This is a genomic window from Paenibacillus sp. J22P218 (genome assembly GCF_056269195.1).
The window spans coordinates 1205125-1231941 of sequence record NZ_JBWDNL010000002.1 but is presented as its reverse complement, the minus strand read 5'-3'; the positions used below and the strand labels follow the sequence as shown (position 1 = coordinate 1231941).

Sequence of the window (26817 nt, the reverse complement as noted above, 5' to 3'; positions counted from 1 at the left end):
GGCGTTTATGCTGAACTGCGGGAAGCGATGAAAATTCGCGAACACCTGTCAACCGACCTTTGTGTTGTACAAGCGCGCGTCCATAACTGGCTGGATCGGTACTTTCCCGAGTTTCTCACGGTATTTAAGGATTGGGAGTGCAAGTCTGCCATCCAAATGCTGAGCCTTTATTTACTGCCGCATGAGCTTGTTCACGTTCCGGATGAAACCTTACTGCAGCACCTAAGAACGGTTGCAAAGCGAGGGCTTGGTCTAGGTCGTATCAAGAATCTGAAGGAAGCAGCAGGCTGTTCAGTAGGCATAAGAGAGGGCTCAGAGTTAGCGAAAATGGAACTTAAGCTCTTGCTTAACCAGTACGAATGGTTTCATAAGAAACTCGAAGAGTTAGAAGCAAGTTTGGATGAGTTACTCATACAGATTCCTCATGTGCAACAATTGCAGGCCATTAAAGGGATTGGAAGAGACACCATCGCAGGATTCCTTGCTGAAGTAGGTGACATAAGCCAGTACCGTCATCCCAAACAGATTACGAAGCTCGCTGGATTGAATTTAAAAACAAATTCATCTGGTACACATAAAGGACAGACTAAGATAACGAAGAGAGGCAGGAAACGCCTACGTGCCTTGCTTTTTAGGGTAATGATGCCGCTGGTGGCTAAAAACGAAGCTTTTCGATCCTTGCACGAGTATTACACCAAACGGCCTGTAAATCCATTGAAAAAGATGCAATCTCTCATCGCGTTATGTAACAAACTCATACGAATCCTATTCGGCATATTGAAGAAAGGACATGAGTTCAGTGAAGAGAAGATGATCCAGGATATCCCTAGGTTCGCAGAGTTACCTCAAGCAGCTTAAAAAGTTATCTTTTAGCATTAGCATTTGTTCAAAACCTAAGAAAACGTGAGCATTTAAGAGAAAAGCGATTCTCCATAGAGGGAGGATAGTTTTAGTGAAACTTATTAAAATGATCTCCCGTCTCTAAAGATAAAAGGTAAATAAAAGGTATACATTTAATGAAAAAAATGTTCACTGTTTTTCATCATTTCTTCCTATATGTAGTACAGGTAAAGAGCATAAGGGTATTTAATCCTGATACCAGGTCTTTGGATGGTGTACTTTTAAGAGTAGTGAAATTGACATGAAATCTAATTACTATTATTTGGAGGTGGAACGACATTGCTGAAAGTGATTTACATGCTTTGTTTCACTGCAATACTTGTTGGTTGTTCGATGGGGAAAGATGAATTAGAATCGTTACCTCTAGAAACTTCGCCGGTACCCACCAGGATAGTGACATCAATACCAAATGCCAAAGAGACGAATACACATACAGCGACGACAAATAATCTAGCGCCTCAGTACATCGATGAAAGTAAATATGAAGGCGATGAATTAGGGATCGTCAAGACATTAAACAACATGGTGAAAGCAGTCTACGAGAAGGACATTAATGCATATAATTCACTCATTACAGGAGATATGAATCTGATTAAAGGGAAGTCTGATTTTAAAAAGCACTATTTAAGTATCGATAAATTAGAATTCACGGTGAAACCTGACCCTACACCTCCTGATGGTGTTAAACCTGTTGTGCTAGAATATACAGAGAAGATCGATGGTTACGAAGAAATAGAAAAAGACAAGCAACTGTTTGTATTTCAATTTGAAGGTGAGACCTGGAAATTACTTTATATAGCTGATTGGTGGTAGAGCAGACTTCGCTTATGAGCAGAGGGATGAACAATAGTGTTTAAAGAGTTAATCTTGCTCCTCTTTTGCCTAAGGTACGAAGTATTAAAACAAGTTAATTCCGCTATTTGGGAACTATAGTTGCCGCTATGAACGTTAGATGAATGGCAAGTGGCATGCCAGCAGCGCACTGAGTAGGGTTCGCGGCGGCCTGAAGGAAGTCGACCCGGACGCATTGACATATGTACAAAATACGAGTTTTGTGAAGAAGTATTAGTGAAGAATAAGATGAGCTGCAGTTTCCTGGCATTTTTTTGCTATTTCTCATTGTAGCTCATTTATTTCGCTTTTGATTATTAAAGATTTCCTATTGTTCTATTTTAATCGATAATTGTTTTTCTCTCCGTCATTCTTTCTTAGTGATTCTTTCTTTGTCATTATTTCTGTAGTTATTAAATCATCACATCTCAGCAACGATATTCGTTAAGTTCAAATTCAACTAATTATACAAACGTTCATTAGATTCAATCGATACATTCCATATAAGTTTGTTATTATATTGATCATCCAATCTTCAATATATTATCATCATTATTTTACCAATTTACGGTAATTATTCGCTTTTCTATTGTTTATCCGTTTATTTTCTCAGCCACCGCGGCGCCCACCAATTCCATACTCCTAGAAGCTTCATTACTGATGGCATCAGCAGCATTCGGATAACGGTTGCATCGATGAGGATTGCTGCAGCTATGCCAATACCGAGCTGTTTCACCCCGACAACATCACCGAATGCGAACGGTACAGTTACGACGATGATGATTGCTGCTCCGCAGTTAATAATTCTGCTTATCGAGGACATTCCAACTAGGATTGCCATTTCATTGTCCTGCGTTCGCTCATATTCCTCGTAGATTCTTGATACGAGAAACACGCCATAATCCATGCTGATCCCAAATGCTAAGCCAAATATGAATACCGGTATCATAATGGCAATGCGGCTTGGCTCCATACCGAAGAGTCCTTCCTGAAAGATCCAGCTTAAAATCCCGAAGGCTGCCCCCATGCTCAAAAAATTCATGATGATCGTTTTCAATGGAATGAGAATAGAACGAAATGCGAGGAATAACACGATATAGTTGGATACAATCACAAATAGGAGCACATATATCAAATTGTTGAAAACATCGTCATACACCTCTTGCTGATACTTCGCTTCGCCCCCAAGTAAAAACGGGAAGTTAGATTGTTCAGATTGTTCCCCTCTCCGCTCCCATTCCCTCAACCAGCTCCTAACTTTTTCTGAAGTAGGATCTCCGTGCACCGTAACTCGTATGAGCATTTCATGATCATTCACTTTTGGTTCGGCCATTACTGCTGCGACTAGTGGATCACTCGTTAATTGCTTTATAAGCTTGGATTTCTGTGACGCAATGTCGTTACTCAACAGATCACTATTTCCTATAGCAACCAAATACACTTCCGAACTTCCTTGAGGATTGAATTGCGTTTGGTAGTCTTCATAGGCAATTCGGCTGGCATAGCCTGGCGGCAAAGAAGATGCATCCGGAATACTAATCGTCATTCGTGCTAGTGGTAGTATACAAACGATCAATATTAGCGCTGCAACCAGGGCATGCCGAATAGGCCGTTTTAGCACATAACGTGACATGAACAACCATTTATTGCCCTTGTTAAGTATAGAAATATGCCGTTCTTCTTTTATAGCTGGCCACATAACGGAAAGAAGCGCTGGAACGAATGTTAATGCTATTAATAATGATATCGCTAATACAAGTGCAGCACTAATCGCAATCGAGGAGAACATCGTCAGTGGTATGAATAGCACCCCTATCAGTCCCAAACAAACGCATACACTCGAGAAAAAAACAGCTCTTCCTGCTGTCATCATCGTCTTGACTAACGCTTGTTTGGCTGGATATTGTTGTAATTGCTCACGGAAGCGGCTGACAATCATCAGTGCAAAATCGATGCTAAGCGCGAATCCAACCATCGGGATAACGTTCAGCACAAAGTTGGATAACTCGGTTACCGTACCCAGTCCATACACTATGCCCATCGTGCCCATTACCCCGATCATGCCGGCAATTATCGGAATAAGTGCAGAGCGCATGCCTCCGAAAGCTAGCAGCAAAATAAGGAAGGCTGCGGGCAAGCCTATCCGTTCTGCTTTGATCAAATCCGTTAGGCTCGCCCGATTCACATCGGCTTGTACAACGGATTTCCCCGTTAGGCTCACCTTAATCTCGTTATGACTAGGCAACTGCTCACGAATCTGAGCGAAAACAGCATTCATTTCATGGGTGCTTTGTTCGAAGGAAAGCAGCGCATAGGCAAAATTCCCTCTAACCATCCTTTTATTATCAAGCGGTGACAGCAAGCCAATGAGGCCATCCAAACCCTGTAATTGGTTCAAAGATAGCTGAATATGTCGCCGAAAGGTCTGAGAAGAAACGTTTTCCTTTTTCTCGAATAGTAAAATAACTGGTTGTTTGGGGATATGAAAATCAGATGCCATTAGTTGTTCTGCTTCAATGAATGATCCATTGGGTACTAAGCCGTGATCATCCAGCACGCTAGGCAGTTTAGGCGCGAAATAACCAAAAAAGAGCATAAACAACATCCAGCCTATAAGGATCGTTTTCGGAAATCGATACGAGATGACCGCGAGCAGTTGAAACATCAAGGCCAGGCTCCTTTTTGCTTCGAATCACGATAGATTTTCACTTCACTTTATTTTAAACGAGTAGCCTGAACCAACTTATAAGCCAGACCCGGTGCAACGGGAGCTGCAGCAAGCATCAATCTCGGCAATATCGGCAAACCAATAAGCCATTGCAGCCTTCTTCCCCACTTCATAGGTCCATCGAAGTCTTTATGAATCGCTTGCGAGTATTGCTGTTCCCATTGAGCCAGGGTAATCTCACCTTTCAAGTAGCGGACGACCAGCGGCGCACATAATCCAGCGGATCGCAAAGCCATCGACATTCCATCACCACACAGTGGCGGTAGCATGATGGAGGAATCACCGACACGAGCAATTGATTCCCATGTTAAAGGCTTCCGGCTTAGACGGACGGGAGCGACGGCAGCTTGTGTTCCTGGTAAGGGAACGGCATGCGTCAGTCGCTTGGCAAGCTTCGGATTTCGTCGACAAGCTGCATGGATGAAGCCTAATATCGATTTATCTGAATCTACTAGATCAAATTCCTTTCGATCTAGCAGAGCAGCGACGTTAACCCGTCCGCCTTCGATCGGCGAAATGCCCAAATAACCGCCGTCAAAGAAATAGAGTTCAACAACAGAGTCCACGTCTATACCGGTAAAATGTGATTTTACGCCAATATATTCGTTTTTAGAGTCATACACGTCATGTGTGCCAGGTAATCCATTCCGATTCGTAGCTCCCCATGCCGCAATAACAGCACGGGCACGGAAAAGCTTCGGCACAGCACAGCCGGCTTGCCTTGTTTCTATCGAATAACAATTGTCACTTAACGTAAGAGCTGTCACGGTCGTTTGCGTATAAAGCTGAGCGCCTGAAGCAACAGCTGCATGGTGTAGTGCCGGATCTAGCGAGTAACGGCTAACCCCAATGGCTGAGCCTGGCAGTGCAATTTCAAGCGCTTGTCCATAACGAAAATTTAATCGTGTTCGCTCAATGGACATCGGTCTTAGTTCTTGAACATACTGCTCCAAACCAAAGGATTGCAGCATAGTTCTAGATTCAGGAGATAGAAATTCTCCACACACCTTATGCCTAGGGAATTCCTTCTGATCAAGCAACACGGTATCCAGACCCTGATCCGCCAATAGCTTGGCCAAGCTGCTGCCTGCCACGCCAGCGCCAAGGACAGCCACATCATGGATAGCCAACGTCATAGACGCTGCCTCCCAAGCTTAACTTGCTGCTCATGTCTAATAAGAACGGCATATCGGAACAACGGCCGCCATGAATAGGTCAAGTCCACCTCTTCGCCGAGTGATTCCTTTAGCAGCTCCCAATCATCCGCTTGAAAGCCTTTGGCCACGGATAGCGGACCGTCATTTATAATATAACGGTTGCTGGATATAAGGCGCGTCGTCACCCAAACGGCTGACCATGCCAGCCAGTGCCGATGAATGTCATTAATGACCACACCGAGTCGCGAGAGAGATAACATTTTCAAGATTACTGCTGGCAGCTCTTCTTCCCCAAAATGATGCAGAAACTGCGTTCCGGTAACGATGTCGACAGACGGTTCAGACATATCGAATAAATCGTATTGCAGCACGTTTACTCTTGGTTCATGACGGTAGAATTGCTTCGCTTCTTCACAAGCTTCCGCTGTTTTATCGACAAGCGTAATCGATGCTTCGATTCGCTTCATGTCTATCCATTGCAGCAGTCGCCGGTTGACGTCGCCTGAACCGGAGCCGATGTCCATGATGGATAGATGTTTCGGTTTATTGGCTTCGATCCATAGCCTCTCGATTCCATACATAGTCGGCGCAGCAGCTGCGAAAATCCGATTCAGCCATCTAAGATGACGAAGCGCTTCCCGAAGCTCGATTCCTCCACTCGTGAAGTCGTCCATCAATTCCGGCGCTACAGCACGTTTGCTTCCTTTTTTAAGCATGAGCTTCAACTAATTTCACTTCTCTTCGTTGGTTGGATGGAACATAGCTGATTTGTACCATTTCACAAGTGAGTCCTGGCCCGAAAGCAAGTGCAAGACCGCTGGCAGGGCCAGCGCCTCGCTCTATTAAGTGCTGTCTCATCTCGGCCAGTACAAACAAAATGGTAGCCGATGACATGTTCCCGAAATCGCGCAGCACGTTACGGCTTGGCCTTGATTGCTCCTCCGTAAGCCCATAGCTATCAACGAGCGTATCGATAATGCCTTTCCCTCCGGGATGGATGGCCCACAATTCAGGCAACATATGTTCACCCATGAGCTGCCCAATTTGCTCGGGAATCGTAGCGCCAATCCATTTGGGGATATTCGGTGAAAGATAAAGATCAAATCCGAAGTTGCCGACCTCCCACACCATTTCATCTGCACAATCCGATAAAAGAACGGAACGGTCCGTCCCTAATCGAAATACGCCACTCGCATTCTGTAGTTCCTCCTCCAACGAACCAATCACACATGCCGAAGCGCCATCACCGAAAAATGACGCGCCAAATAACGCTTCGCGTTCGCTGGAGGGCTGAATGTGAAGCGTACATAATTCGACGCAAACCAATAACACTTTGGCCTTGGCATCACTTTCAATAATGTGCTTCGATAGGTTAATGCCTCTTAGCCCTGCGGCGCAACCGAGAAAGTTAAGCGGCAACCGGTTAACGGTGGCGGCTAAATCCAATTCTCTCACGAGAACGGTGTCCATACCGGGAAGAAATTGACCTGTACAGCTTACTGTTATCAAATGTGTAATGTCGGACGCCTGTAAGTTGGCATCTTCCATAGCCTTTCTCGCAGCATCTATTGCAAGCGGCACGGATTCTCTCTTATACGTTTTCATACGATCAGCTGTCGTAGGCAGCTCCCCGCCTGACGCTTGAAGAAAATAGCGGCAATGTTCAGCCGATTCCAATAAATTCGGCTCGCATGTATACCTTGTCTCTACGCCGCATTGTTTAAATATTCGTTTGGCCCAGCGCGCGGAGTCGGGATATTCTCGTAAGGCCTCCGTCAGACGCTGAGACGTATTCGTTTGTTCAAGCTTATAAGCCGGCACGGCTGTACCTATTCCAACAATCGCAATCGCTTCTTTGACTTGATTCATAGTCGTTCCATCCTCTCCATGCTTACTTTGAATATATCTATTCATCGCAGCATTTCAATATGATGGAAATCATAGAATCATATGGACGGATTTTGAAGTGCTGAATTCTTCGTTATTGACACCTCTGACCGATAAAACCAATCTCCAATGGGTAATATAGATAGTAAAAAAAGGAGGATCAACACGTGCAGACAGTTTGGAAAGGCGCAATCAGCTTCGGTCTTGTCCATGTGCCGGTGAAGATGTTCACGGCTACCGAAGACAAAGATATTCACTTTCGCACGATTCATAAGGAATGCGGTATGCCTATATCGAATGTCCGAACATGCTCCCATTGCGGCAAAAAGGTTGAACAGGAAGATATCGTGAAAGGCTTCGAGTATGAGAAAGGAAAGTTTGTTATTTTCAACGAGGAAGAGATCGAGTCTCTAAAGCCTGAGTCAGCCAAAGTGATTCAGATTCTGGACTTTGTTTCGTTGTCGGATATCGATCCGTTGTATTATCAGAAACCGTATTACCTCTCGCCAGATCTGTCTGGCGCCGGAGCTTACAGCTTGCTGCTGGAAGCGATAAAGGACACAGGAAAAATAGGAATTGCCAAAATCTCGATCCGAAGCAAGAGCAGCTTAGCTGCAATTCGTGCTGTTGGTAACTGCTTATGTCTAGAAACCATGCATTATCCGGATGAAATCAGGCCAATCGCCTCGGTTCCGAACCTCCCCGAGCAAACGGTCGTGAACGAGAAAGAGCTTCAGATGGCGAAGCTGCTTATCGAGCAATTAACGGAAACCTTCCAACCCGACAAGTATACGGATGACTATCGTATAGCACTTACGAACGCTATTCAGCAGAAAATTGCCGGTGAAGGCGTCGATAAAATAACGTCTCCTTCCGAGACTCGTTCCAATGTCATCGATTTGATGGCTGCCCTTCAAGCGAGCATCGAGGCGGCGAAGGCACCGCCGGCATCACCGCCTAAGCCAAAACGAAAAAGCTCGTCTAAACAAACGAAAGAAATCGTATGATTTAGATAAATAGCCCCCAATAAGCCTATCCCCTTGTAGCATGCTTATTGGGGGCTATTTAATTACTAGTATTAGCAAGTTCATGAATGTAGGTAATCTCCTCCTTGTGGGAATAGTTGTCCGATGTTGGTGTTTCCAATAGGATTGGAAGCTCACCGATGACCGAGGATTGTAATAGTTGCTTTATCGCATTTGCTCCGATATATCCCTTGCCGACTTGGGCATGCCGATCCTTATAAGAGCCGCTCGGATAGACCGAATCGTTAAGATGGATCGCCTTCAGGTTGGCGAAGTACTCTAATTGGGTCCCCTTCTCTACAAGCTCAGCCCAATTATGTCCTGTCCATAATCCGCTGGCGAAGGCGTGGCATGTATCGAGGCAATAGCCGATTAGCTCGGGATAATCCGTCAGCTTGCGTATTTGCACGATCTCCTCTAGCGTAATACCCATTTTGCCGCCCTGCCCAGCATTATTCTCAATAAGCAGCAGTGTTTTCCCCTTATAGTTCATGAGCACATTGTTAATCATATTAATCATTAATTTATAGCCTGTAAGAGGATCTCCCGTCCCTTTATATTTGCCAAAATGGACGACCAATCCGATAGAGCCGCATGCATCGGCAATATCAAGATCGTTCCTCAGAGAGCGAATCGTTATCTCCTGCATTTCGGGGTCTTCGACCGATAGGTTTGTCGGATAAGGCGTATGGGCAACGGAAACAAGACCTTGTACTTGGCAAAACGCTGCGCACGCCTCTGCGTCCTTCCGGTTAAAGTCCTTCACGGATAGGCTTCGCGGGTTTTTTGGGAAATATTGAAATGCCGTCGCTCCGAGCTTAACGGCTTCCTTTGCTGCGCTAAGATAACCTTTGCTCATTCTCACATGACTTCCGAGCCTCACTTTTGCTTTGCCTCCCTTGCCTATAACGTATGACAATTAGTTTTGTCCCCCACCACCTTAGTTATGCTGGATGCCGCGTATGGGAAAGCTTGAGCTATACGTTTCTGGGAGGTTATGAATGAATCTGAAACCTATTTCCCCATTTGAACCGATTAGTACAGCTTCGCCCCCTGAAGGTGACCAATGGATTGCCCAAATTAAGTGGGACGGCGTCCGGGTCCTGCTGTATGATGACGGCAGTGAAACAAAGCTTTACAATCGAAGGTTAAACGAAAGAACGTTGCAATATCCCGAGCTGCTTAATCATAAAACGTTCTGTACAGCCGACTCCGTCATTCTTGATGGAGAGATCATCGCGTTCGATCACCATAAACCGTCTTTTCATGAAGTGATGAAGAGAGACAGCTTAAGGCAGCCCAGCAGAGTCAAGCAAGCTACCTCCCTTATTCCGATCACCTATATGATTTTCGACGTGCTGTACTATAATGGCGATTGGGTGACGGACAGACCCTTACAGCAACGTCATGCTTTACTGGAGCAAATCATCATACCGCAAACGAATGTTCAACTCGCACAAAACTTTGAGGATGGCCAAACACTATTCGAACAGATGAAGCAATATCAAATGGAAGGCGTCATTTATAAGGAGCTTCAAAGTACATATCGGATCAATGGTAAAGACGGACGTTGGAGAAAAAAGAAGGTTATGAAGGACTTGTACGCGGCAGTAGGCGGTGTTACATTCCGTGATAAGACGGTTAATTCTCTCTTGCTCGGTCTCTATACGAATGATCACGAATGGATGTATATCGGTAATGCCGGCACTGGGAAATTAACGCAGAACGATTGGTCGAACCTAACGGAATTGGCGAAACAAATGCAAGCCGACGAAAGTCCATTCACAAATGAACCGGTGCGGTCCAAAGATATCATGTGGGTAAAACCCGCCATTACCGTTAAAGTTGAATATTTAGAGCTAACCGCAAATCGAACGATGCGTCATCCCAGCATACAGGCGATTGTCAGCGTAGATAGCACTGGAGAATGTACGCTAGAGCAAATAAAAGGTTAGGTTAGGGCCTAGCACCTCAACAAAGCGGAAGAAGGTCCATAAATAGACCTTCTTCTTTTCTTATATGATGCTCGCGGCTAATGAGCACCTGAATAGGTAACCGCATCGGTTGTATCCGATGTTGCAACAGCGTCAGACGATTCCGCGCTCGCATCCAGCTTAGCCCGCCCCATGAACGAAGCGGCAATCAAGGATAACCCGACAGGAATGATGGCCCATGCGAATGTACGCACGATCGAGTCGGACAGCATGCTTGTAATCGTCTCGAGCAGCTCGCCAGGAAACAGCTGCCTCGTCTCTGGCGCAAGCAGCGCATGCGTGTCTTCGAAGTTAAGTCCTTCCGGCAGCAGTGCGCCCGTAGATGTACCATCTCCTGCCAAACTGCTCATTTTGTTCGAGAACGAATGGCTTTGAATTAAACCGAATACAGTGATGCCAAGTGTCATGCCAAGAGATCGCAGGAAGTTAAGCGTTGCGCTCGCCGATCCGCGTTGGCGGTAGGATAAACCATGAATGGCTGTGGTGCTTAACACCGAGAACGTTGCCCCAATGCCTAGACCGATCAATACCATATAGAATGTCACGAGAAGCCTCGATGATTCGGGAGTTAGCGTCGTGACGAGTGCCGTTCCAATACCAAGTAAAGCTAGCGTCGGAAGGATGACGCTTCGATAGGACATTTTCGAGATTAGCATCCCTCCAAGCGTAGCGGTAATGACCGTGCCGATCATCATCGGCAACAGGACGAGACCCGAGTTCGTTGCCGTGCCGCCAAGTACGCCCTGAATGAAAATCGGGATATAGACCGACGCGACGATGAATGCTGCACCGCTGAACAAAGCGGTAAGGATGCTCGTAGTATACAGTCTGTTCTTGAATAATTTGAATGAGATTATAGGCTCTTCTGCTTTCCTTTCCGCCAGAATGAATGCAATCGTGAGTAAAGTGAAGCCTGCGAACAATCCGATGATCTCCCATGAGCTCCAAGCGAATGTTTTGCCGCCAAGCTCAAGTGCGAAGATAAGGCAAACGATCGCGCCAAGAAGCGTAGCCGCCCCCAGCCAATCAATCGGTTGCTTCGAATGCTCATGCGATTCTTTGTAGTTGAAGGCAACAAGCGCGAATGCGACTGCGCCAAGCGGCAGATTAATATAGAAGATCCATTGCCAAGAAATGTGATCGGTAATGTAAGCGCCGAGCAGCGGACCGAATATGCTTGATAAGCCGAATACGGCGCCGAATAGTCCCATAAGACTGCCTCTCTTCTCGAGCGGGACAGCATCAAGCAAGATCGTGAAAGCGATCGGTATAAGCGCGCCGCCGCCAATGCCTTGAATGGCTCTGTAGATCGCAAGTTCGGTAATCGTACCTGCCGTTCCGCATAGTGCTGAGCCGATTATGAACACGATTATGCCGAATACAAAGAAACGTTTACGCCCGTACATATCCGACAGCTTGCCGAAGATCGGCATACCCGCCATCTCAGCGACCATATAAGCTGACGTTACCCATACGAATTTGTCCATACCGCCCAGTTCGCCTACGATATTGCCCATCGCCGTTGCGACGATCGTATTGTCCATGGACGCCATCAGAATGCTGAGCAGCAAACCGGCCATGACTAGCGATACATTTCTTTTCGATAATTGCTTCATTAGTTACATACACTCCTTCGATTCCATTGGTTGTTTGTCTTGGATTAAGTGTAAACAAAAAAGTATGACAACTGATTGTCATACTTCGGGATATAAACGAAACATATTTTCAATTTTGTTTTTCATCTGCTGACGGAGTATCGCTGGCTCCAGCACCTCTACTCCGTCGCCGAAGCTAAGCAGAATTGGAATCAGCCACCGTTCGCCCCGATTCGAGGGGTAGCGCAGATCAATGATAAGCGAGCCGTCTTCCTTATACGTTTTGTCTGCGTTATAGAAGAAGTCCAGCGCTCTGGCGAGCGTCTCGACCTTGAAGTGCAGCAAAGCTTGCTCGTATATCGTTTCTGTTCGATTATACCACTGCCCGCTTTCGTCGGTAGATGGCGCTTCATGTTTGCGAGCGAAATACTCCCCTAGCGCCTTCAGCTCCGCGATTCGCGACAGCTTGAATTCGCGATAATCGCTGCGCGTTCTGCAATAGCCGAACAAGTACCAGGAATCATATTTGAAAAGCAAGCTGACCGGTTCAACATCTCGTTTCGCTCTTTCGCTCTTCGCATTAATATATTCGAACTGAATCACTTTTTGTTCCTTAATCGCATTGCGAATCAATCGAAGATTGCCGTTGTAAGCTCGCTGCGAGCCGATATCCATCGACAGGCTCGGCATTCCAGACTCGGTTTGGAGAGTCTGCAGCTTATTGATCGTATCTTGCGCTTTGTCGTCTTCGAACACGGTAGACATTGTATGTAGAATCGTTACTAGCGAGCCCACATCATGTGAGCCAAGCAAGCTTTTGTCCATTTTATACGTATCAATGATGCCAAACCCGCCGTTCACGCCTTGATACGATACAACTGGGATACCTGCCGCGCAGATCGTGTCAATGTCTCGGTAGATCGTCCGCTGTGATACGTTATATTTGTCTGCTAGCGACGAGGCGGATACAATCTCGTTGTTCAAGAGCATATACACCATCGATATAAGTCTTTCCAGCTTCATGCTTACGCTCCTTCAAAAGTGTCAAAAACCACCGCGTTGTTAGAGCTGATGGCGGTGGTTTGTGATGTTGTTTATGCTATTGCTTGAGCTGAGTCGGATTCAAAATAAGCTTCATGCCTTCGACCTTAAGCTGATCGACGCGAATGACCCAGTTTTTGAACGATTCATACGTTTCGTCCGAGAAGCCGAAGAGCTGCTGCATATCTCTGACGATTTGTTTCTCTTCATCATTATAGTCGCCGTCCGCGAAAATAAGCAGCAATATTTCAGCGAAAAAGATATTTTTAATAGGTTCGTCTTTCAAGCCGCCGATAATATCGGCAAGAGGTCTCGCCTTTATGGCTTGCAGCTTGCTGGAATGCATGTCCATCTCACCCAAATACGTGCGTAAATATTCCCTTTCTCTACGGTTAACGAAGCCGTCGGCGTTGGCAACCACATGGGCTAATTCCAAAAACGCTTCCTTATGCTCATTCGTTTGCAGGAAATGCAAAAACAAAGCGGTCCACTCCCTTGTAGGTTATCTAATTTATAAATCTTATCCCTTTACTTTCGACGGACAAGGAAGAATATCCTACAACGTATTTTGAAAATTATCAAACATTTTTTATTGTTTAGGGGCTTAGGTGAGAAAAATACGGGTTGACATTGACGGAACGTAAAGGTGTACGATTAGCTTTGTCAGGAGGAATGACGATGGAATACACCGTTCAAAAGCTCGGTCAGCTTGCCGGAATCAGCACGCGGACACTGCGTTATTACGATGAGATTGATCTTCTGAAGCCGGCCAGAATCAACTCATCGGGATATCGGATCTATGGAAAGCAAGAGGTCGATCTGCTTCAGCAAATATTGTTTTATCGCGAGCTTGGGGTTAGTCTGGAGTCGATTAAAGATTTGTTGACCTCCGAAGACTTTGATGCGGAGCTTGCGCTGAAGGAGCACCGCCGACAGCTGCTGGAGAAACGCGAGCACTTGGATCGGCTTATCGAAACCGTCGACCTGACGTTAGCCCAAAGAGAAGGGAAGATTACGATGACTGACAAGCAAAAATTCGAAGCTTTCAAGCAAAAGCTGGTTGACGATAATGAGCAGCAATACGGTGAAGAGATCCGAGCCAAGTATGGAGATGAGCAAGTAAATCAATCGAATCGGAAAGTCAAGGGCATGTCGGAGCAACAGCATGCCGAGCTGGAGCAGCTCGCTGCCGATATTCATGCGACGCTTGCCGCGGCGATTGCAACAGGCGATCCTGCTGGAGAGCTGGCTCAGAAAACAGCCGATATGCATCGCAGATGGCTGACGTTCTATTGGGATACGTACAGCAAGGAAGCCCATGCCGGCGTTGCGCAAATGTATGTCGATGACGAGCGCTTCACCGCGTATTACGATAAGGATCAGCCAGGTGCCGCTGTATTCCTTCGGGATGCAATCTTCATCTATACAGGCACAGTGAAGAACGAATAGATGATATGCCAAGGCTGATGCAGCATATGCATCAGCCTTGGTTTTATTTAGTCTACTTTTGCGGTTAACTTCGTTTGCTCCGAATCTCGGATTGAAGCTTCTCCATAAGCGAAGCTGCTTCCATTGTCTCGAGCACGTTCTCTCTTCGACTTCTGACGGACAGCATCCTCGATTCTCTTTCTTTTCGGCCTAGCACGATTATATAAGGAATTTTCTCCAGCTGAGCCTCCCGAACCTTGAATCCAAGCTTCTCCGAACGAATATCGACTTGGACGCGGATACCAGCTGCTTCGAGCTGCTGCTTCACCTCGAACGCATAATCGATTTCATTCTCGGATACAGGCAACAGCTTAGCTTGCACGGGCGCGAGCCATAGCGGGAAGCTGCCCGCGTAATGTTCCGTTAATATGCCGATGAATCGATCAAGCGAGCCATAGACCGCTCTATGAATAACGACGGGACGGTGCTTCTGATTATCTGCGCCGATATAGGACAGGTCGAATTTCTCAGGCATTTGGAAATCAAGCTGCACCGTGCCGCACTGCCAGCTGCGCTTCAGTGCATCGTGAATGTGGAAGTCAATCTTAGGACCATAAAAGGCGCCGTCCCCTTCGTTGATCCGATACGGGAGCCCGCTGTCATCGAGTACCTGCTGCAGTGACGATTCCGCTCGGTGCCAAAGCTCTTCAGAACCCATTGAATCGTCGGGGCGCGTCGAGAGCTCTATCGAATAGTCGAATCCGAACACCTTATACATATGGTCGATAAGCGAAATGACACGCTTAATCTCATCCTCAATTTGCTCCGGAAGGACGAACAGATGCGCATCATCCTGGCAGAACGTGCGAACGCGCATCATGCCGCCAAGCGCGCCGGACGCTTCATGCCGGTGCACTTGGCCGTATTCGGCGAGCCTTATCGGCAGCTCCCGGTATGAATGCAAGCTGTTCCTGTAGATCAGCATGTGGCCGGGACAGTTCATCGGCTTCAGCGCATATTTAATGTCGTCAACATTCGTGAAATACATATTGTCCTTATAATGGTCGTAATGCCCGGACATTTCCCAAAGGGCATTGTTCATCATAAGCGGCGTACGCACCTCTTCGTATTCGCGCTCCCGATGCAGCTCGCGCTCGAATTGCTCCAGCTCATTGCGGATAATCATGCCGTTGGGCAAATAAAACGGCATCCCCGGCGCTTCCTCGGCGAACATGAACAAACCTAGCTCCTTGCCGAGTTTACGATGATCACGTCTCTTCGCTTCTTCAAGCAAATGCAAATGCTGCTCCAGCTCAGACTTCTTAGGGAAAGCAGTGCCATAGATGCGCTGCAGCATCTTGTTGCGAGCGTCGCCGCGCCAATAAGCGCCTGCAACGCTAAGCAGCTTGAATGCCTTGACTCTCCCGGTCGACGGCAGATGCGGCCCGCGGCAGAGATCAACGAATTCGCCTTGCGAGTAAAGTGAGATGACGCTATCGCTGGGCAAACCGTCGATAAGCTCCAGCTTTAGCGGTTCTTCCAAGCTTGAGAAGTAGGCTATTGCCTCTTCCCTATTCGCTACACGACGAATTATTGGCAAGTCTTCTCGTATGATGCTTGCCATCTCCGCTTCAATCGCAGCAAGATCATCTGTAGACAAAGGCTTCTCGATGTCGATATCGTAATAAAAGCCGCCTTCAATTACCGGCCCGATCCCAAGCTTCACAGCTTTATCGCCATACAGAACTTTGATCGCTTGCGCCATAATATGAGCCGTGCTGTGGCGGTATATTTCCAATCCTTCCTTGCTGTCTTGCATGATCAATTCGAGTCTGCAGTCCTGCACAATCGGATGGTTCAGATCAACGAGCTTGCCGTCGATTTTGCCGGCGACAGCGTTTTTACCCACGCTTGATGAGATAGAAGCTGCGATTGCTGCAAGGGTCGTGCCTTGCTGATACCTCCTAATAGCTTGATCTGGCATTGTGACGTTGATTTCCATGATTGGCCTCCATTTCTGCATATTCGCTTCGTTTTATTATTTTTGAACGCAAAAAAACGCATCTCTCCCGGAAAGGGACGAGTGCGTTCAAGCTCGTGGTTCCACCCTCATTCGACCATACGGACGAACAAACGCCTCGCGAGCGCGCTCATTGCCGGAATGATCCTTAGGTATCCTATAACGGGGATAAGTCGGTGACCTATACTGTTCCAATCGTCTTATGAACGAGCGGAAGTTCCAGGACACGGCTGCAAAGCGGTAATTCCACAATCGTAGCTGAAGAAGCTCACACCAATCGCTTCTCTCTCTGACAGCCCGTATATGGGAATGTTGTCTTTGGTCAATGCCTCAATTTGTAATTCCGATCATAACGAATTGGTTTTGTGAATGTCAAGTGATATTTTTGGAATTTAATAATTTTGGTATATGGTCGAAGATTTATAATTAATATCGTTAATTAAAATACAATTTAACTGCGTTAACTAATATCAAGTCCGATAGACATAAGGGTCTTTAGGGGTGTCGATCTTATTCCACTCCGCGACTTTCAATACCGGTATCGTTTGTTTGAACGGTTGATACAGCTCCCAGCTCAGTTTACCGGACACATGGACCCAATCATCGTCTACGAGCTGCGTGCCATTCGGAAACTCCACAAGCATGCCGAATACGCCGGAATCTGCGACGCAGTGAATGAATCCGAAGCGGAACACAAAATAATGGTTGCCGTCGACCTGAACGCCCTTATAGGCAAAACCATCGAATCCGATTGTTTTGTTCATGAAAGCGGATGGATCATTGTAGATAGCCTCCATCCCCTTCAAATAATCGGTGTCCGTCAATTTTATCGTTGAACGATTAATGAATTCCTCTCGCTCGCGCTGCGCGACATCCTTGTAGCTGTCTTTATTGTAAAAGATGCTGGAGTCCGGCTTCAGAAATTGATGATTGCCGGGATTTAGCTCCACATTTTGCTCAAAGGTTGGAAACGAAAAACCTTTTGCTTTTACAAAGCTGGAATCAAGCGCGTAAGCAGGCAAAAACAGTCCTGTGAAGATGGGTACGAACAGCACGGCATAACCAAGATATCGCTTGAGCTTGTTCGGCTCTTCATGCGAATGGCCATGATCATATCCGTGGTCATCGTCATTATGATGCTCATGATCCACACTACAACATTCATTTTCCGATGCAGCGCGTTTCTCTTCGGCAACTTGCTTACGAGAGACGCGAATAAATTCGACTACGCCAAGAAATCCCATAATAACAATTGCGCTAATCGACAAATAGGCATATTTCATATTGATAAATTTATTGATATCGCCTGTATAATGCAGCATGAAGAACATGAAGGAAAATCCGATCAAAATGAAAAAACGAACCATCTAAAACAACCTCCCTACAACTAAAGAACCGGCTAGGGTGAAGCAAACGATCAGGCCAATCAATACGAGAACGAACTTGGTTTTGAACGTTCCCAGCAGCATGAGCGTATTTTTGATATCTACCATCGGTCCGAATACGAGAAATGCCGATAACGAGCCAACCGTGAACGTGCTGCGGAATGAAGCTGCAATGAAAGCATCCGCTTCCGAGCATAAGGAAATAAGAAAGGCAAGCGCGATCATGACAAGCGACGAAGTGAGCGGATTGCTTCCCAGGTGAAGCAAGTACGAGGTTGGCACGAACGTCTGCATGCTAGCAGCGATGAAAGCGCCCAGAACTAAATATTTGCCTACAGAGAAAAACTCCTCGATAGCATGGACGATGACCTCATAAAACTTCGTTCGTATAGGGATGCGCTTCTCTTCAAATGCAGCTTGCATGTGAGTTCCAGATGGAACGGTATCCTGATTCGTATGTTTGAAAGGGATTGTTTTGAACATATAGGATAAAAGAACGGCAACCGAGAAAGCGACTGTTGCAGCTAATCCTGCGCGAATCCCTACCATTTCCCAACTGTTGCCGAAGGCGATGTAGGTTGAGAACAGTACGATAGGATTCAGTATGGGACCTGTCAACATGAAAGCAATCCCCGCATGCAGCGGCATCCCCTTCTTCAGTAATCTGCGCGTGATCGGAACGATACCGCATTCGCATGAGGGAAAGAAAAGTCCGATTCCACAGCCGACGAAGGCAGCAAGGAATCGGTTTCGGGGCATAATTCTTGAAATGAAGCTTTCTTTAACGAAGGCTTGAATAAGTCCGGATATAAGCACACCTACGAGCACGAATGGAATGGCCTCCATAACCATGCTGATAAAAATCGTATTCAATTGGTAGAACGTTGTCACTCTATTCAACTCCACTAGTTTCTGTATCTAAAAAATAGGACTATCAAATAATATATCAATTTAACACTCGATAGGAAAGACGGTTAAGAGAATAAAAAAGTGACATTCGTTAGGATCATTGATCTTAACGAATGTCACTCTGATAATTACATCTAGTCGATAGCTTGCAACTCCTGTTGAAGCCTTAACGGCATGATCGATACAGTCGATGTTTTGAAGCCGGGCATCTTGCAGTTTGGATCAAGTTCGGGGCTTGTCGCGCGATTAACGTTCTGAGCTCCGCCCCAGTGCATCGGTACGAACACCGTATCTTCGCGGATTTGATCGGTAATTCGACTTCGTACGGTGAAGCTGCCCCGCTTGGATTGAACGACTACCCATTCGCCTTCCTCGATCCAATACTGCTTTGCTGTCTTCGGATGGATCTCGATGAAATTGTCCATGTTCCGAGCGGCTAATGTCTTGCTTCGGCGAGTTTGCACGCCTGTCAAATAATGCGACAGCACCCTGCCATTCGTCATCGTCAGCGGATATTGCTCGCATGGCGCTTCTTGCGGCTGTCTGCTTTCCACTGCCGTGAACACGGCTCTGCCATCTGGATGAGCGAAGAAGTTCTGGAACATAATGCCTGCGCTTGGCTTATCAGGCGAAGGGCAAGGCCAGTAGACGCCGCCTTCCCTACGCAAACGATCGTAATTAATGCCGTAGTAATCGGCTAGACCGCCGCGGCTTGCTAATCGAAGCTCCTCAAAGATTTGTTCAGCCGTTTGGAACGGGAAGGAGCTTTCATACCCGAGTAAGGATGCCAACTCGCACAGAATGGACCAGTCATGCTTCGTGCTGCCAGGAGCCACGACGTTCGATTCTCTGAGCAGTACGCGTCCTTCCAGATTCGTGAGTGTACCGGTATTCTCGATATAGGAAGTGACGGGCAGAATAACGTCCGCCATACGCGCTGTCTCCGACATGAACATATCGGCGACGACGAGAAAATCGCATTTTGCAAGACCATCCTCGACTAGCGTTGCATTCGGATTGGAGACAACGGGATTGGAGCCCATTACGAAAAGCGAACGAATGACATCCTGATGGACGAGTTCCATCATCTCATAAGCAGAGACGCCTTTGCGGGGCAACCGCTCCGGTTCAATTCCCCATACCTTAGCCACATAGGCTCGATCATGCTCGTTCTCGATTGAGCGATAACCCGGCAGCTGATCACTCTTCTGTCCATGCTCGCGGCCGCCTTGTCCATTCCCTTGTCCCGTCACGGCTCCGTAACCGCAGCCAGGCTTGCCTATCTTGCCGGTAGCCAGCACGAGATTAAGGAAACCGCGAACAGCCATATGACCGTCAGTCTGCTGCTCTACCCCTCTTGCCGTGAAAACAATACCTGTGTCAGCCTTACCGTAAGCAATAGCTGCCTTACGAATATCGGACTCACTGATCCCCGTCAAAGCGGCAATGTCCTCGATATGGATCGTCGACAGATGTTTCTTAAGCTCATAGAATCCGCTCGTCTTCTCTGCAATAAATTTCTCGTTCAACAGCCCTTCTTCCTCAAGCGCTTTGAGCAGACCATTAGCAAGCGCGGCATCTGTGCCGGGTCTTACTTGCAGATGAATATCGGCAATCGCCGCCGTTGCCGTTACTCGCGGATCAATAACGATAATGGTCGCGCCGTTTTCCTTCGCTTTCGTGAAGTAGGGCATGAGCGTTGGCTGGCATTCGGCGATATTCGTACCGGCAAGAATGATACAACGCGCCAGCGGAATATCTGCCAGTCGACACGTCAGTCCGCGGTCAACGCCGAATACTTTCGTTCCTGCCGATGCAGCGGCCGACATGCAGAAGCGGCCGTTATAATCGATATATTTGGTGCCTAATGCGATACGGGCAAACTTGCCGAGCAGATAGGCGGTTTCATTCGTCAATGAACCGCCGCCATAGACGCCAATAGCGTCCGGTCCGTACTTCTCGTTTGTCGCTTGGAATTGATCGCGAATCGTACGCAGCGCTTCTTCCCATGTCGCTTCCACGAACTGCCCGCCTCGCTTAATGAGAGGGTGCAGCAAACGTTCCGTGCTCGTCGCATGCTGGTGAGCATTCATGCCCTTAACGCATAAGCGGCCTTCCGAAGCAGCATTGGCTGCTCCTTCAATCGTATAGGATAGACGGTTCGAGCCTTCTGCTGGCTCCGTTATCGTAACTTGCATCTTGCATTGCACACTGCAGAAGGGACACTGCGTCTGTATGACGTTCAGTTTATCGCTGTTTGTTGCTTCAATGACTAACGGCGGCATTGACTTCACCTCTCCTCTCGGTTGATTCAAGTTGCAGATTAGGGCGATTCGCATGATCGAACAGTTCTCTTCTCGCCTCGAGATCAAGCAGCAATTCTCTTATATCTACGATTCCGTCGCGCTCGAGCCACTTCCATAGCGGCTCGCCGTAATACGCACGCTCACGATACAGCTGTATGCATGCGGCGGATAATTCCAAGGCATCCATGTCGCTTTCCACGATACCGATCAGTTGCCCTTGCTTTACGGGCAGCTCCATATGTCCGCCGGCATACAGCTCCCAGCCTGAAGGCGAGCCGGTTAGGCCGATATCCTGAACAAGGATACCGATTGGCGTCTTGACGCCGGAAGAAACAGCTGCTTTCAGAGGTGTAGGCATTGAAGCTTGCGACCACATCGAACGCAGCGCTTCACCAAGCCATACCGAGTTGAAGCCCTCTCCTTGACTCCTAATTGCTGAGCTTGCGGAATGAATCGTTAGATGATTGTCTACGCCTTTAATGGCTGTAAATGATTGCGGCTGTTTAAGCTCCATATAGTAATGAATGGCGTTATTGCAGAGTCGACAGCCGTTCAATTTACCCCAATTCAGTGCTAACCTGACCGACTGCGCATTCGTAAATGAATGGCTTTGGATGGCGGTCTTAAGCGCCTGATGGCTGACTGTCGTGCAACTACAAATAGCTGGTTCTGTTGCTTGCGCTCCATCTTTGCCGCTGCGAAGCGCGAATCGGACGACTGCGCTAACCATCGGTCGGCATCCCCCGCAGGAGCTGGACGCTTTCGTCTTATCGCGAACTTGCTCCGCCGTATTCAATCCGTTGTCTAAGACCGCGCACATAATCGCTGATTTCGTAACGGCGTTGCAGGCGCATACGGTCTCGCGAGGCGCCATGTTCTCTGCTTCGACATCAATCGGCGAGCTGCCGTCTTGCGATTGACTGTTTGCAGCTTTCAAGGCGCTGATAGGCGCTTTTTTCTTAACGAGGTTAAGTAAAGTGGTCGCTTCATCGGTGTCGCCGTATAGAATAGCGCCGCATACTCTTCCGTATTGCATCGTTACTTTTTTGTAGGTGTTATGAATGCCATCGTATTGTTGGATTGCGGTATCTGCTTTATCCTCTTGAATGTCTCCGACGGAGAACACCTGCACACCTGATACTTTGAGCTGCGCATAAGGAATCGACCCTTCATAAGGAGGCGTTGCTTCGTCGCAAATCGTTCGGGCAAGCACCTTGCCCTGCTCATAGAGCGGAGCAACCAGCCCATAGGCGATTCCTCTATGTTCGGCGCATTCACCTACGGCATATACGTTAGCGATATTAGTCCGCATGTAATCATCGACCATAATTGCGCGATTCGTATCGATGCCGCTGCGTTTGGCGAGATCAATGTTCGGCCGGATACCTACGGAAAGAACGATAAGATCGGCTTCAACGGTGAGACCCGTCGTGAACCGAATACCTTTCGCACGGTCACGCCCGATAATTTTGTCCGTTTCCTTGCCGAGCCAGAAGCGCATGCCCTGACCTTCCAGTTCCTTCTGCAGAAGCTCTGCTGATGCGCGATCAAGCTGGCGATTCATTAAATAAGGCGCATTATGAATGACTGTGGCTTCCATACCGAGATTAAGAAGGCCCCTTGCAGCTTCAAGACCTAGCAATCCGCCGCCAATGACCGCCGCCTTGCGATATTTGCTCGCATAATCGATCATCGTCTTGCAATCGTCGATATTACGGAAGGAGATGACGCCGGGTTTATTAACGCCGATAATCGGCGGGATAAAGGCCGATGAGCCTGTAGCTATAATAAGGATATCGAACGGAATCCGTAGGCCGGATGCCGTTTCTACACTCTGTATATCGCCATGATGAATGCGTGTAGCGGTCTCGCCCGTATATAGCTTGATGCCTTTCTCCGTATACCATGACCAATCGTTGATGACTATATCGTTAATGGAGGAATCTCCTTGCAGCACTTTGGACAATAAAATCCGATTGTAATTCGGATGTTTCTCGCTGCCGATCACCGTGATTTGGAATTGTTCAGCATTGATATTCAATATTTCCTCGACGCATTTGATGCCGGCCATTCCGTTTCCGATAACTACAAGCTGTTTTCTACTCATTATGTCCACATCCACTCGCACATTTTTTCTATATCGTGAGCGATACCCATTGTACTTCTTGGCCGATAATAGCCCCCGTACCACCTGGCGGAATGAGAGCCAGCGCATTAGCTTTAGCGAACGCCGCGACATTTCCGGATTTATCGTTCGTCAGCGGTTCGACCATCCATTCTTTCTCTGATCGATAGACGAATGCTCTTATATATCTAGGGTACGGGCAAGGCTTCAGTATGGAATCCATTAAGCGGCCATCCAGCCAGGTGGAGCGATATTCGGTTAAGCCGGCTGCTTTGAGAACAACTGGCTTAAGCAATAGCTCTAGTCCTGCGAAGCATGCGGAAGGATTGCCTGATAAGCAGATAATCAATTGATTAGAACGACGAAAAGCTGAGGTCGGTGTACCGGGACGCATAATCGTCTTCGTAAAAATCGCTTCTGCTCCGATACGTTCCGCAGCTTCTTTCACATAATCGTAATCGCCTACCGATACTCCCCCGGTCGTGACAACCATATCGGCCTTCGTGAGGCACTCCTGAATGGCAGCTTCTATCTGCTCTAAACAATCAGGAACAACAGGATATCGGATGACGGATGCGCCAAGCTCTTTCAAGCGAGCTCCTATCATATAACTGTTGGATTCGTAGATTTGGCCACCCTTTAGCTCTCGTCCAGGCGCGATTAACTCATCGCCGATGGGGAGAACGGCTACCTTCGGGCGCTCGTATACATTAATCTCCCATTGCCCGACAGATGAGAGAATGGCCACTTCTTTGGCCCTCAGCTCAGTTCCCCGATACAACAGCTTCATCCCTTGCGGAACGTCTTCGCCTTTCTCTGCAATATGCTGACCTAGCGTGCAGGGCCGATCGAGTCTTATTCTGCGAAATCCATTACGCGCTTCGAGAGGTATTGCCGTTTCTTGGATGACGACTGTATCATAACCTTCCGGTACAGGTGCCCCGGTGAATATGCGAACAGCATCATTTAGTTGAAGCGTTGAAGCGGCTGGCTGCTCATGCTGCGTTATATGTCCGGCACGCACTTCATCAATAATACGCAGCTCCACGGGGCGTTCCCTTGATGCGCCTTGCAAAGCTGCTGCCTGGACTGCATACCCGTCCATCGCCGCTCTCCGGAAAGGAGGCAGCGAGACGATGCTTTCGAAGTCATTCGCAAGTACTCTTGCCCCAGCATCCTCTAATGAAACCGTTTCAATGGGAGGTTCTTTCACGCAAGCAAGCAGTTTCATCGAAGCTAATGATACGGAAGCTGTCATCGGATGCTGAACGTTAACGATTGCCATTATGATCCTCCCCTATCTTAGCGTACATGGTTTTATAAACAGAAAATGCCCTCTCCCTGTTATTCAGGAAAAAGGCACCGTTGCCGAGTGAGCCAGCACAACGCTGTGCGAAGCTCTTATCATATGTTTAGAGTAGGTTATTTTTACGCTTATGTCAATATACATAACATAATTAAACATAAGCGGACACAAAAATATTTCATGTTATATATATTGACATGAAGGTAACTCACCTCTATAATTCGAGTTGGGAACACCGCAAGACACTATAACGTAAACGACAGGCAGCACAATGACGTGCTCCGTTGGCAATGAAGCCGCGTTTCGCCCCTTTTTCAACAGGGCGAAGTGCGGCTTTTGTACATTTTAACCATTGTATGTGTTAGGATTCATGAACGAAGCGTCGGTCCGGACCGAAACGCGAAAAAAAAGAGAAGATAAAGGGAGAGATAGGCATGGAGAAAAAAAGTTTTTGGCAAAGCGGACACAAACCAACGTTATTTAGCGCATTTCTATATTTTGATATCAGCTTTATGATTTGGGTTCTCATTGGCCCGCTTAGCGTCATTATTGCTGCCGACTATCCGATGGACCCGGTTCAAAAAGCGAATCTAGTTGCTCTTCCCGTACTAGGCGGCTCGATCCTACGTTTGGTGCTCGGCTTCCTAACCGATTATATCGGTCCTAAGCTTACGGCACAGATTGGTATGGTTATGACGGTCATCCCTCTCGTGCTCGGCTGGCAATTCGTTCATTCATTAGATCAGCTTTACGTCGTCGCTATTCTGCTAGGCATTGCAGGCGCCTCGTTCGCGGCAGCACTTCCGTTAGCCGGTCAATGGTATTCCAAGGAACATCAAGGTCTTGCAATGGGCATTGCAGGGGCAGGCAACAGCGGTACGATCTTCTCCACGCTGTTCGCCAACCGCTTGGCACAGCATTTCGGCGGCTGGGAAGCCGTATTCGGCTTAGCTCTTATCCCGATCGTGCTTGTATTTATCTTCTTTACGATATTCGCCAAAAACAGCCCGAACCGTCCAGCGCCTAAGAAGTTGACGCAATACGGATCTTTATTGAAACAACGCGACGCTTGGGTGTTCTGCTTGTTCTATTGCGTTACATTCGGCGGTTTCGTCGGTCTTACCAACTATTTGACGATCTTCTTCAATACGCAATACGGTCTCTCTCCAGTCAAAGCGGCTGATTTCACTACAATCTGCGTTATCGCGGGCAGCTTCTTCAGACCGGTAGGCGGTTACTTAGCCGATCGATTCGGCGGTACGCGCATGTTGACGGTGCTCTATGCTGTCGCAGGACTTATGCTGGCTTCGATATCAACGCTTCCGCCATTGCCTGTCGTTATCGTTCTCTTATTCATCGGAATGATGTCGCTTGGTATGGGAAATGGATCGGTATTCCAACTCGTACCGCAGCGTTTCGGCAACGAACTCGGCCTGATGACGGGTATCGTAGGAGCTGCAGGCGGTATTGGCGGATATGTGTTGCCGCTTATTTTGGGCAAGCTGTACCAATCGTCAGGTGCATATACGGCAGGTTTCTTAGTACTCAGCGGAATCGCGCTTGCGGCGCTTATCACTCTGTATGTCATTCAGTTCAGCTGGCGCAAACAATGGATGGGCAAAGGCGGCAAAGCGCTTATCCAAACCAGCGGAGAAGGCTCTACGATTAATGTATAATCCTTACCGAGCGTTACGCATCGCTTGCGTTTTCATTGACCGCCCGACATATCGCAACATGTCGATAAATAATTCATTCGATGAGCAATAAGTGACAAACATCACGCATACAATCTGATAGTATGTTAATCATGTTGTCTCATCTTATGAATAGGAGCGTTGTCAATGAAAACAATTGCGAATGAAAATTTCAAAGACGAAACGATACAATTTGACGGATTCAACTTCGTCAGTTGCACGTTCACGAACTGTATCATTATTATCTCCACTCTAGATTTCAACTTCGAGCAGTGTTCGTTTTTCGAATCAACGCTGCACGTGAACCCGAAGCTGCCAATCTTTGAGATTTCGCATCGTCTCTCTCAATCTTCCTATGATAATGACACCAATTGCTATAGAAACGATTACAAATATCCGAGAACGACGATTCATCTTCCTGTCGTGACACCGCACTAACAGTCGTGTATCGACAAAATGAAACGAGCGAGCTGGCCGCATAATGCG

At 47.3% G+C, this 26817-nt stretch carries 21 protein-coding genes; 7 read left to right on the top strand and 14 right to left on the bottom strand.

Annotated features, from left to right (window positions below):
* Both AC0YN0_RS14690 and AC0YN0_RS14685 read left to right on the top strand, forming a co-directional pair.
* Nucleotides 1–858: transposase (locus AC0YN0_RS14690; RefSeq protein ID WP_475821873.1), on the top strand; the 858-nt coding region annotated here is incomplete at its 5' end.
* Nucleotides 859–1179: 321 nt separating this feature from the next.
* The gene (locus AC0YN0_RS14685; protein ID WP_475821872.1) at nucleotides 1180–1713 is read left to right on the top strand and encodes a hypothetical protein; all 534 of its coding nucleotides are present in this window, start codon (nucleotides 1180–1182) and stop codon (nucleotides 1711–1713) included.
* A gap of 619 nt (nucleotides 1714–2332) precedes the next feature.
* On the opposite strand, the gene AC0YN0_RS14680 is transcribed toward AC0YN0_RS14685, so the two are convergent.
* From AC0YN0_RS14680 to AC0YN0_RS14665, 4 genes are read right to left on the bottom strand one after another with little or no spacing between them, the layout of a single operon-like run.
* Nucleotides 2333–4396 (bottom strand): MMPL family transporter, encoded by a 2064-nt coding sequence (locus AC0YN0_RS14680; protein WP_475821871.1) that lies wholly within the window; start codon nucleotides 4394–4396, stop codon nucleotides 2333–2335.
* Nucleotides 4397–4446: 50 nt separating this feature from the next.
* Nucleotides 4447–5595: an NAD(P)/FAD-dependent oxidoreductase gene (locus AC0YN0_RS14675; RefSeq protein ID WP_475821870.1), complete on the bottom strand. Its 1149-nt coding sequence runs from the start codon at nucleotides 5593–5595 to the stop codon at nucleotides 4447–4449.
* Complete coding sequence (locus tag AC0YN0_RS14670) at nucleotides 5592–6332, bottom strand: methyltransferase domain-containing protein (RefSeq protein ID WP_475821919.1); 741 nt, start codon at nucleotides 6330–6332, stop codon at nucleotides 5592–5594. Before AC0YN0_RS14670 ends, AC0YN0_RS14675 begins: the two co-directional genes overlap by 4 nt.
* On the bottom strand, nucleotides 6325–7485 hold the full coding sequence (locus tag AC0YN0_RS14665) for a type III polyketide synthase (protein ID WP_475821869.1): 1161 nt from the start codon (nucleotides 7483–7485) through the stop codon (nucleotides 6325–6327). Before AC0YN0_RS14665 ends, AC0YN0_RS14670 begins: the two co-directional genes overlap by 8 nt.
* 185 nt (nucleotides 7486–7670) lie before the next feature.
* Between AC0YN0_RS14665 and ku the strand changes: the two genes are divergently transcribed.
* Complete coding sequence (gene ku, locus AC0YN0_RS14660) at nucleotides 7671–8510, top strand: non-homologous end joining protein Ku (RefSeq protein ID WP_475821868.1); 840 nt, start codon at nucleotides 7671–7673, stop codon at nucleotides 8508–8510.
* A gap of 58 nt (nucleotides 8511–8568) precedes the next feature.
* Here ku and AC0YN0_RS14655 read toward each other — a convergent pair whose 3' ends face one another.
* Nucleotides 8569–9411, bottom strand: coding sequence for a deoxyribonuclease IV (locus AC0YN0_RS14655; RefSeq protein WP_475821918.1), 843 nt, complete (start codon nucleotides 9409–9411; stop codon nucleotides 8569–8571).
* A 118-nt stretch (nucleotides 9412–9529) separates the two neighbouring features.
* On the opposite strand from AC0YN0_RS14655, the gene AC0YN0_RS14650 reads away from it, so the two are divergent.
* The gene (locus AC0YN0_RS14650) at nucleotides 9530–10483 is read left to right on the top strand and encodes an ATP-dependent DNA ligase (protein ID WP_475821867.1); all 954 of its coding nucleotides are present in this window, start codon (nucleotides 9530–9532) and stop codon (nucleotides 10481–10483) included.
* Between the two features lie 77 nt (nucleotides 10484–10560).
* Here AC0YN0_RS14650 and AC0YN0_RS14645 read toward each other — a convergent pair whose 3' ends face one another.
* The 3 genes from AC0YN0_RS14645 to AC0YN0_RS14635 form a co-directional block, all read right to left on the bottom strand.
* Nucleotides 10561–12138, bottom strand: coding sequence for an MDR family MFS transporter (locus AC0YN0_RS14645; RefSeq protein WP_475821866.1), 1578 nt, complete (start codon nucleotides 12136–12138; stop codon nucleotides 10561–10563).
* Between the two features lie 78 nt (nucleotides 12139–12216).
* Nucleotides 12217–13140, bottom strand: a complete 924-nt coding sequence (locus AC0YN0_RS14640) for a helix-turn-helix transcriptional regulator (RefSeq protein WP_475821865.1) — start codon at nucleotides 13138–13140, stop codon at nucleotides 12217–12219.
* 76 nt (nucleotides 13141–13216) lie between these two features.
* Nucleotides 13217–13639 carry a tellurite resistance TerB family protein gene (locus AC0YN0_RS14635; RefSeq protein ID WP_475821864.1) on the bottom strand — a complete coding sequence of 141 codons (423 nt, stop codon included), beginning with the start codon at nucleotides 13637–13639 and terminating at the stop codon, nucleotides 13217–13219.
* 197 nt (nucleotides 13640–13836) lie between these two features.
* Between AC0YN0_RS14635 and AC0YN0_RS14630 the strand changes: the two genes are divergently transcribed.
* On the top strand, nucleotides 13837–14607 hold the full coding sequence (locus tag AC0YN0_RS14630; protein WP_475821863.1) for a MerR family transcriptional regulator: 771 nt from the start codon (nucleotides 13837–13839) through the stop codon (nucleotides 14605–14607).
* 64 nt (nucleotides 14608–14671) lie between these two features.
* Here AC0YN0_RS14630 and thrS read toward each other — a convergent pair whose 3' ends face one another.
* The 6 genes from thrS to AC0YN0_RS14600 form a co-directional block, all read right to left on the bottom strand.
* Nucleotides 14672–16588, bottom strand: coding sequence for a threonine--tRNA ligase (gene thrS, locus AC0YN0_RS14625; protein WP_475821862.1), 1917 nt, complete (start codon nucleotides 16586–16588; stop codon nucleotides 14672–14674).
* A gap of 488 nt (nucleotides 16589–17076) precedes the next feature.
* Nucleotides 17077–17973: a TIGR03943 family putative permease subunit gene (locus tag AC0YN0_RS14620; RefSeq protein ID WP_475821861.1), complete on the bottom strand. Its 897-nt coding sequence runs from the start codon at nucleotides 17971–17973 to the stop codon at nucleotides 17077–17079.
* Nucleotides 17974–18882 carry a permease gene (locus tag AC0YN0_RS14615; RefSeq protein ID WP_475821860.1) on the bottom strand — a complete coding sequence of 303 codons (909 nt, stop codon included), beginning with the start codon at nucleotides 18880–18882 and terminating at the stop codon, nucleotides 17974–17976. It abuts the gene before it with no gap.
* 152 nt (nucleotides 18883–19034) lie between these two features.
* Nucleotides 19035–21185 carry an assimilatory nitrate reductase catalytic subunit NasC gene (nasC, locus tag AC0YN0_RS14610; protein ID WP_475821859.1) on the bottom strand — a complete coding sequence of 717 codons (2151 nt, stop codon included), beginning with the start codon at nucleotides 21183–21185 and terminating at the stop codon, nucleotides 19035–19037.
* Nucleotides 21166–23313 (bottom strand): nitrite reductase large subunit NirB, encoded by a 2148-nt coding sequence (gene nirB / locus AC0YN0_RS14605; RefSeq protein ID WP_475821858.1) that lies wholly within the window; start codon nucleotides 23311–23313, stop codon nucleotides 21166–21168. Before nirB ends, nasC begins: the two co-directional genes overlap by 20 nt.
* A gap of 28 nt (nucleotides 23314–23341) precedes the next feature.
* Complete coding sequence (locus AC0YN0_RS14600; RefSeq protein ID WP_475821857.1) at nucleotides 23342–24616, bottom strand: molybdopterin molybdotransferase MoeA; 1275 nt, start codon at nucleotides 24614–24616, stop codon at nucleotides 23342–23344.
* A 455-nt stretch (nucleotides 24617–25071) separates the two neighbouring features.
* On the opposite strand from AC0YN0_RS14600, the gene AC0YN0_RS14595 reads away from it, so the two are divergent.
* Nucleotides 25072–26313, top strand: coding sequence for a nitrate/nitrite transporter (locus tag AC0YN0_RS14595; RefSeq protein ID WP_475821856.1), 1242 nt, complete (start codon nucleotides 25072–25074; stop codon nucleotides 26311–26313).
* A gap of 165 nt (nucleotides 26314–26478) precedes the next feature.
* On the top strand, nucleotides 26479–26769 hold the full coding sequence (locus tag AC0YN0_RS14590; protein WP_475821855.1) for a hypothetical protein: 291 nt from the start codon (nucleotides 26479–26481) through the stop codon (nucleotides 26767–26769).
* Nucleotides 26770–26817: the final 48 nt, after the last annotated feature.

Coding starts and splice junctions, on each gene's coding strand:
- AC0YN0_RS14680 (WP_475821871.1), bottom strand. CDS start 4,396: ATGTTTCAACTGCTCGCGGTCATCTCGTATCGATTTCCGAAAACGATC.
- AC0YN0_RS14675 (WP_475821870.1), bottom strand. CDS start 5,595: ATGACGTTGGCTATCCATGATGTGGCTGTCCTTGGCGCTGGCGTGGCA.
- AC0YN0_RS14670 (WP_475821919.1), bottom strand. CDS start 6,332: ATGCTTAAAAAAGGAAGCAAACGTGCTGTAGCGCCGGAATTGATGGAC.
- AC0YN0_RS14665 (WP_475821869.1), bottom strand. CDS start 7,485: ATGAATCAAGTCAAAGAAGCGATTGCGATTGTTGGAATAGGTACAGCC.
- AC0YN0_RS14650 (WP_475821867.1), top strand. CDS start 9,530: ATGAATCTGAAACCTATTTCCCCATTTGAACCGATTAGTACAGCTTCG.
- AC0YN0_RS14645 (WP_475821866.1), bottom strand. CDS start 12,138: ATGAAGCAATTATCGAAAAGAAATGTATCGCTAGTCATGGCCGGTTTG.
- AC0YN0_RS14640 (WP_475821865.1), bottom strand. CDS start 13,140: ATGAAGCTGGAAAGACTTATATCGATGGTGTATATGCTCTTGAACAAC.
- AC0YN0_RS14630 (WP_475821863.1), top strand. CDS start 13,837: ATGGAATACACCGTTCAAAAGCTCGGTCAGCTTGCCGGAATCAGCACG.
- thrS (WP_475821862.1), bottom strand. CDS start 16,588: ATGGAAATCAACGTCACAATGCCAGATCAAGCTATTAGGAGGTATCAG.
- AC0YN0_RS14620 (WP_475821861.1), bottom strand. CDS start 17,973: ATGGTTCGTTTTTTCATTTTGATCGGATTTTCCTTCATGTTCTTCATG.
- nasC (WP_475821859.1), bottom strand. CDS start 21,185: ATGCCGCCGTTAGTCATTGAAGCAACAAACAGCGATAAACTGAACGTC.
- nirB (WP_475821858.1), bottom strand. CDS start 23,313: ATGAGTAGAAAACAGCTTGTAGTTATCGGAAACGGAATGGCCGGCATC.
- AC0YN0_RS14600 (WP_475821857.1), bottom strand. CDS start 24,616: ATGGCAATCGTTAACGTTCAGCATCCGATGACAGCTTCCGTATCATTA.
- AC0YN0_RS14595 (WP_475821856.1), top strand. CDS start 25,072: ATGGAGAAAAAAAGTTTTTGGCAAAGCGGACACAAACCAACGTTATTT.
- AC0YN0_RS14590 (WP_475821855.1), top strand. CDS start 26,479: ATGAAAACAATTGCGAATGAAAATTTCAAAGACGAAACGATACAATTT.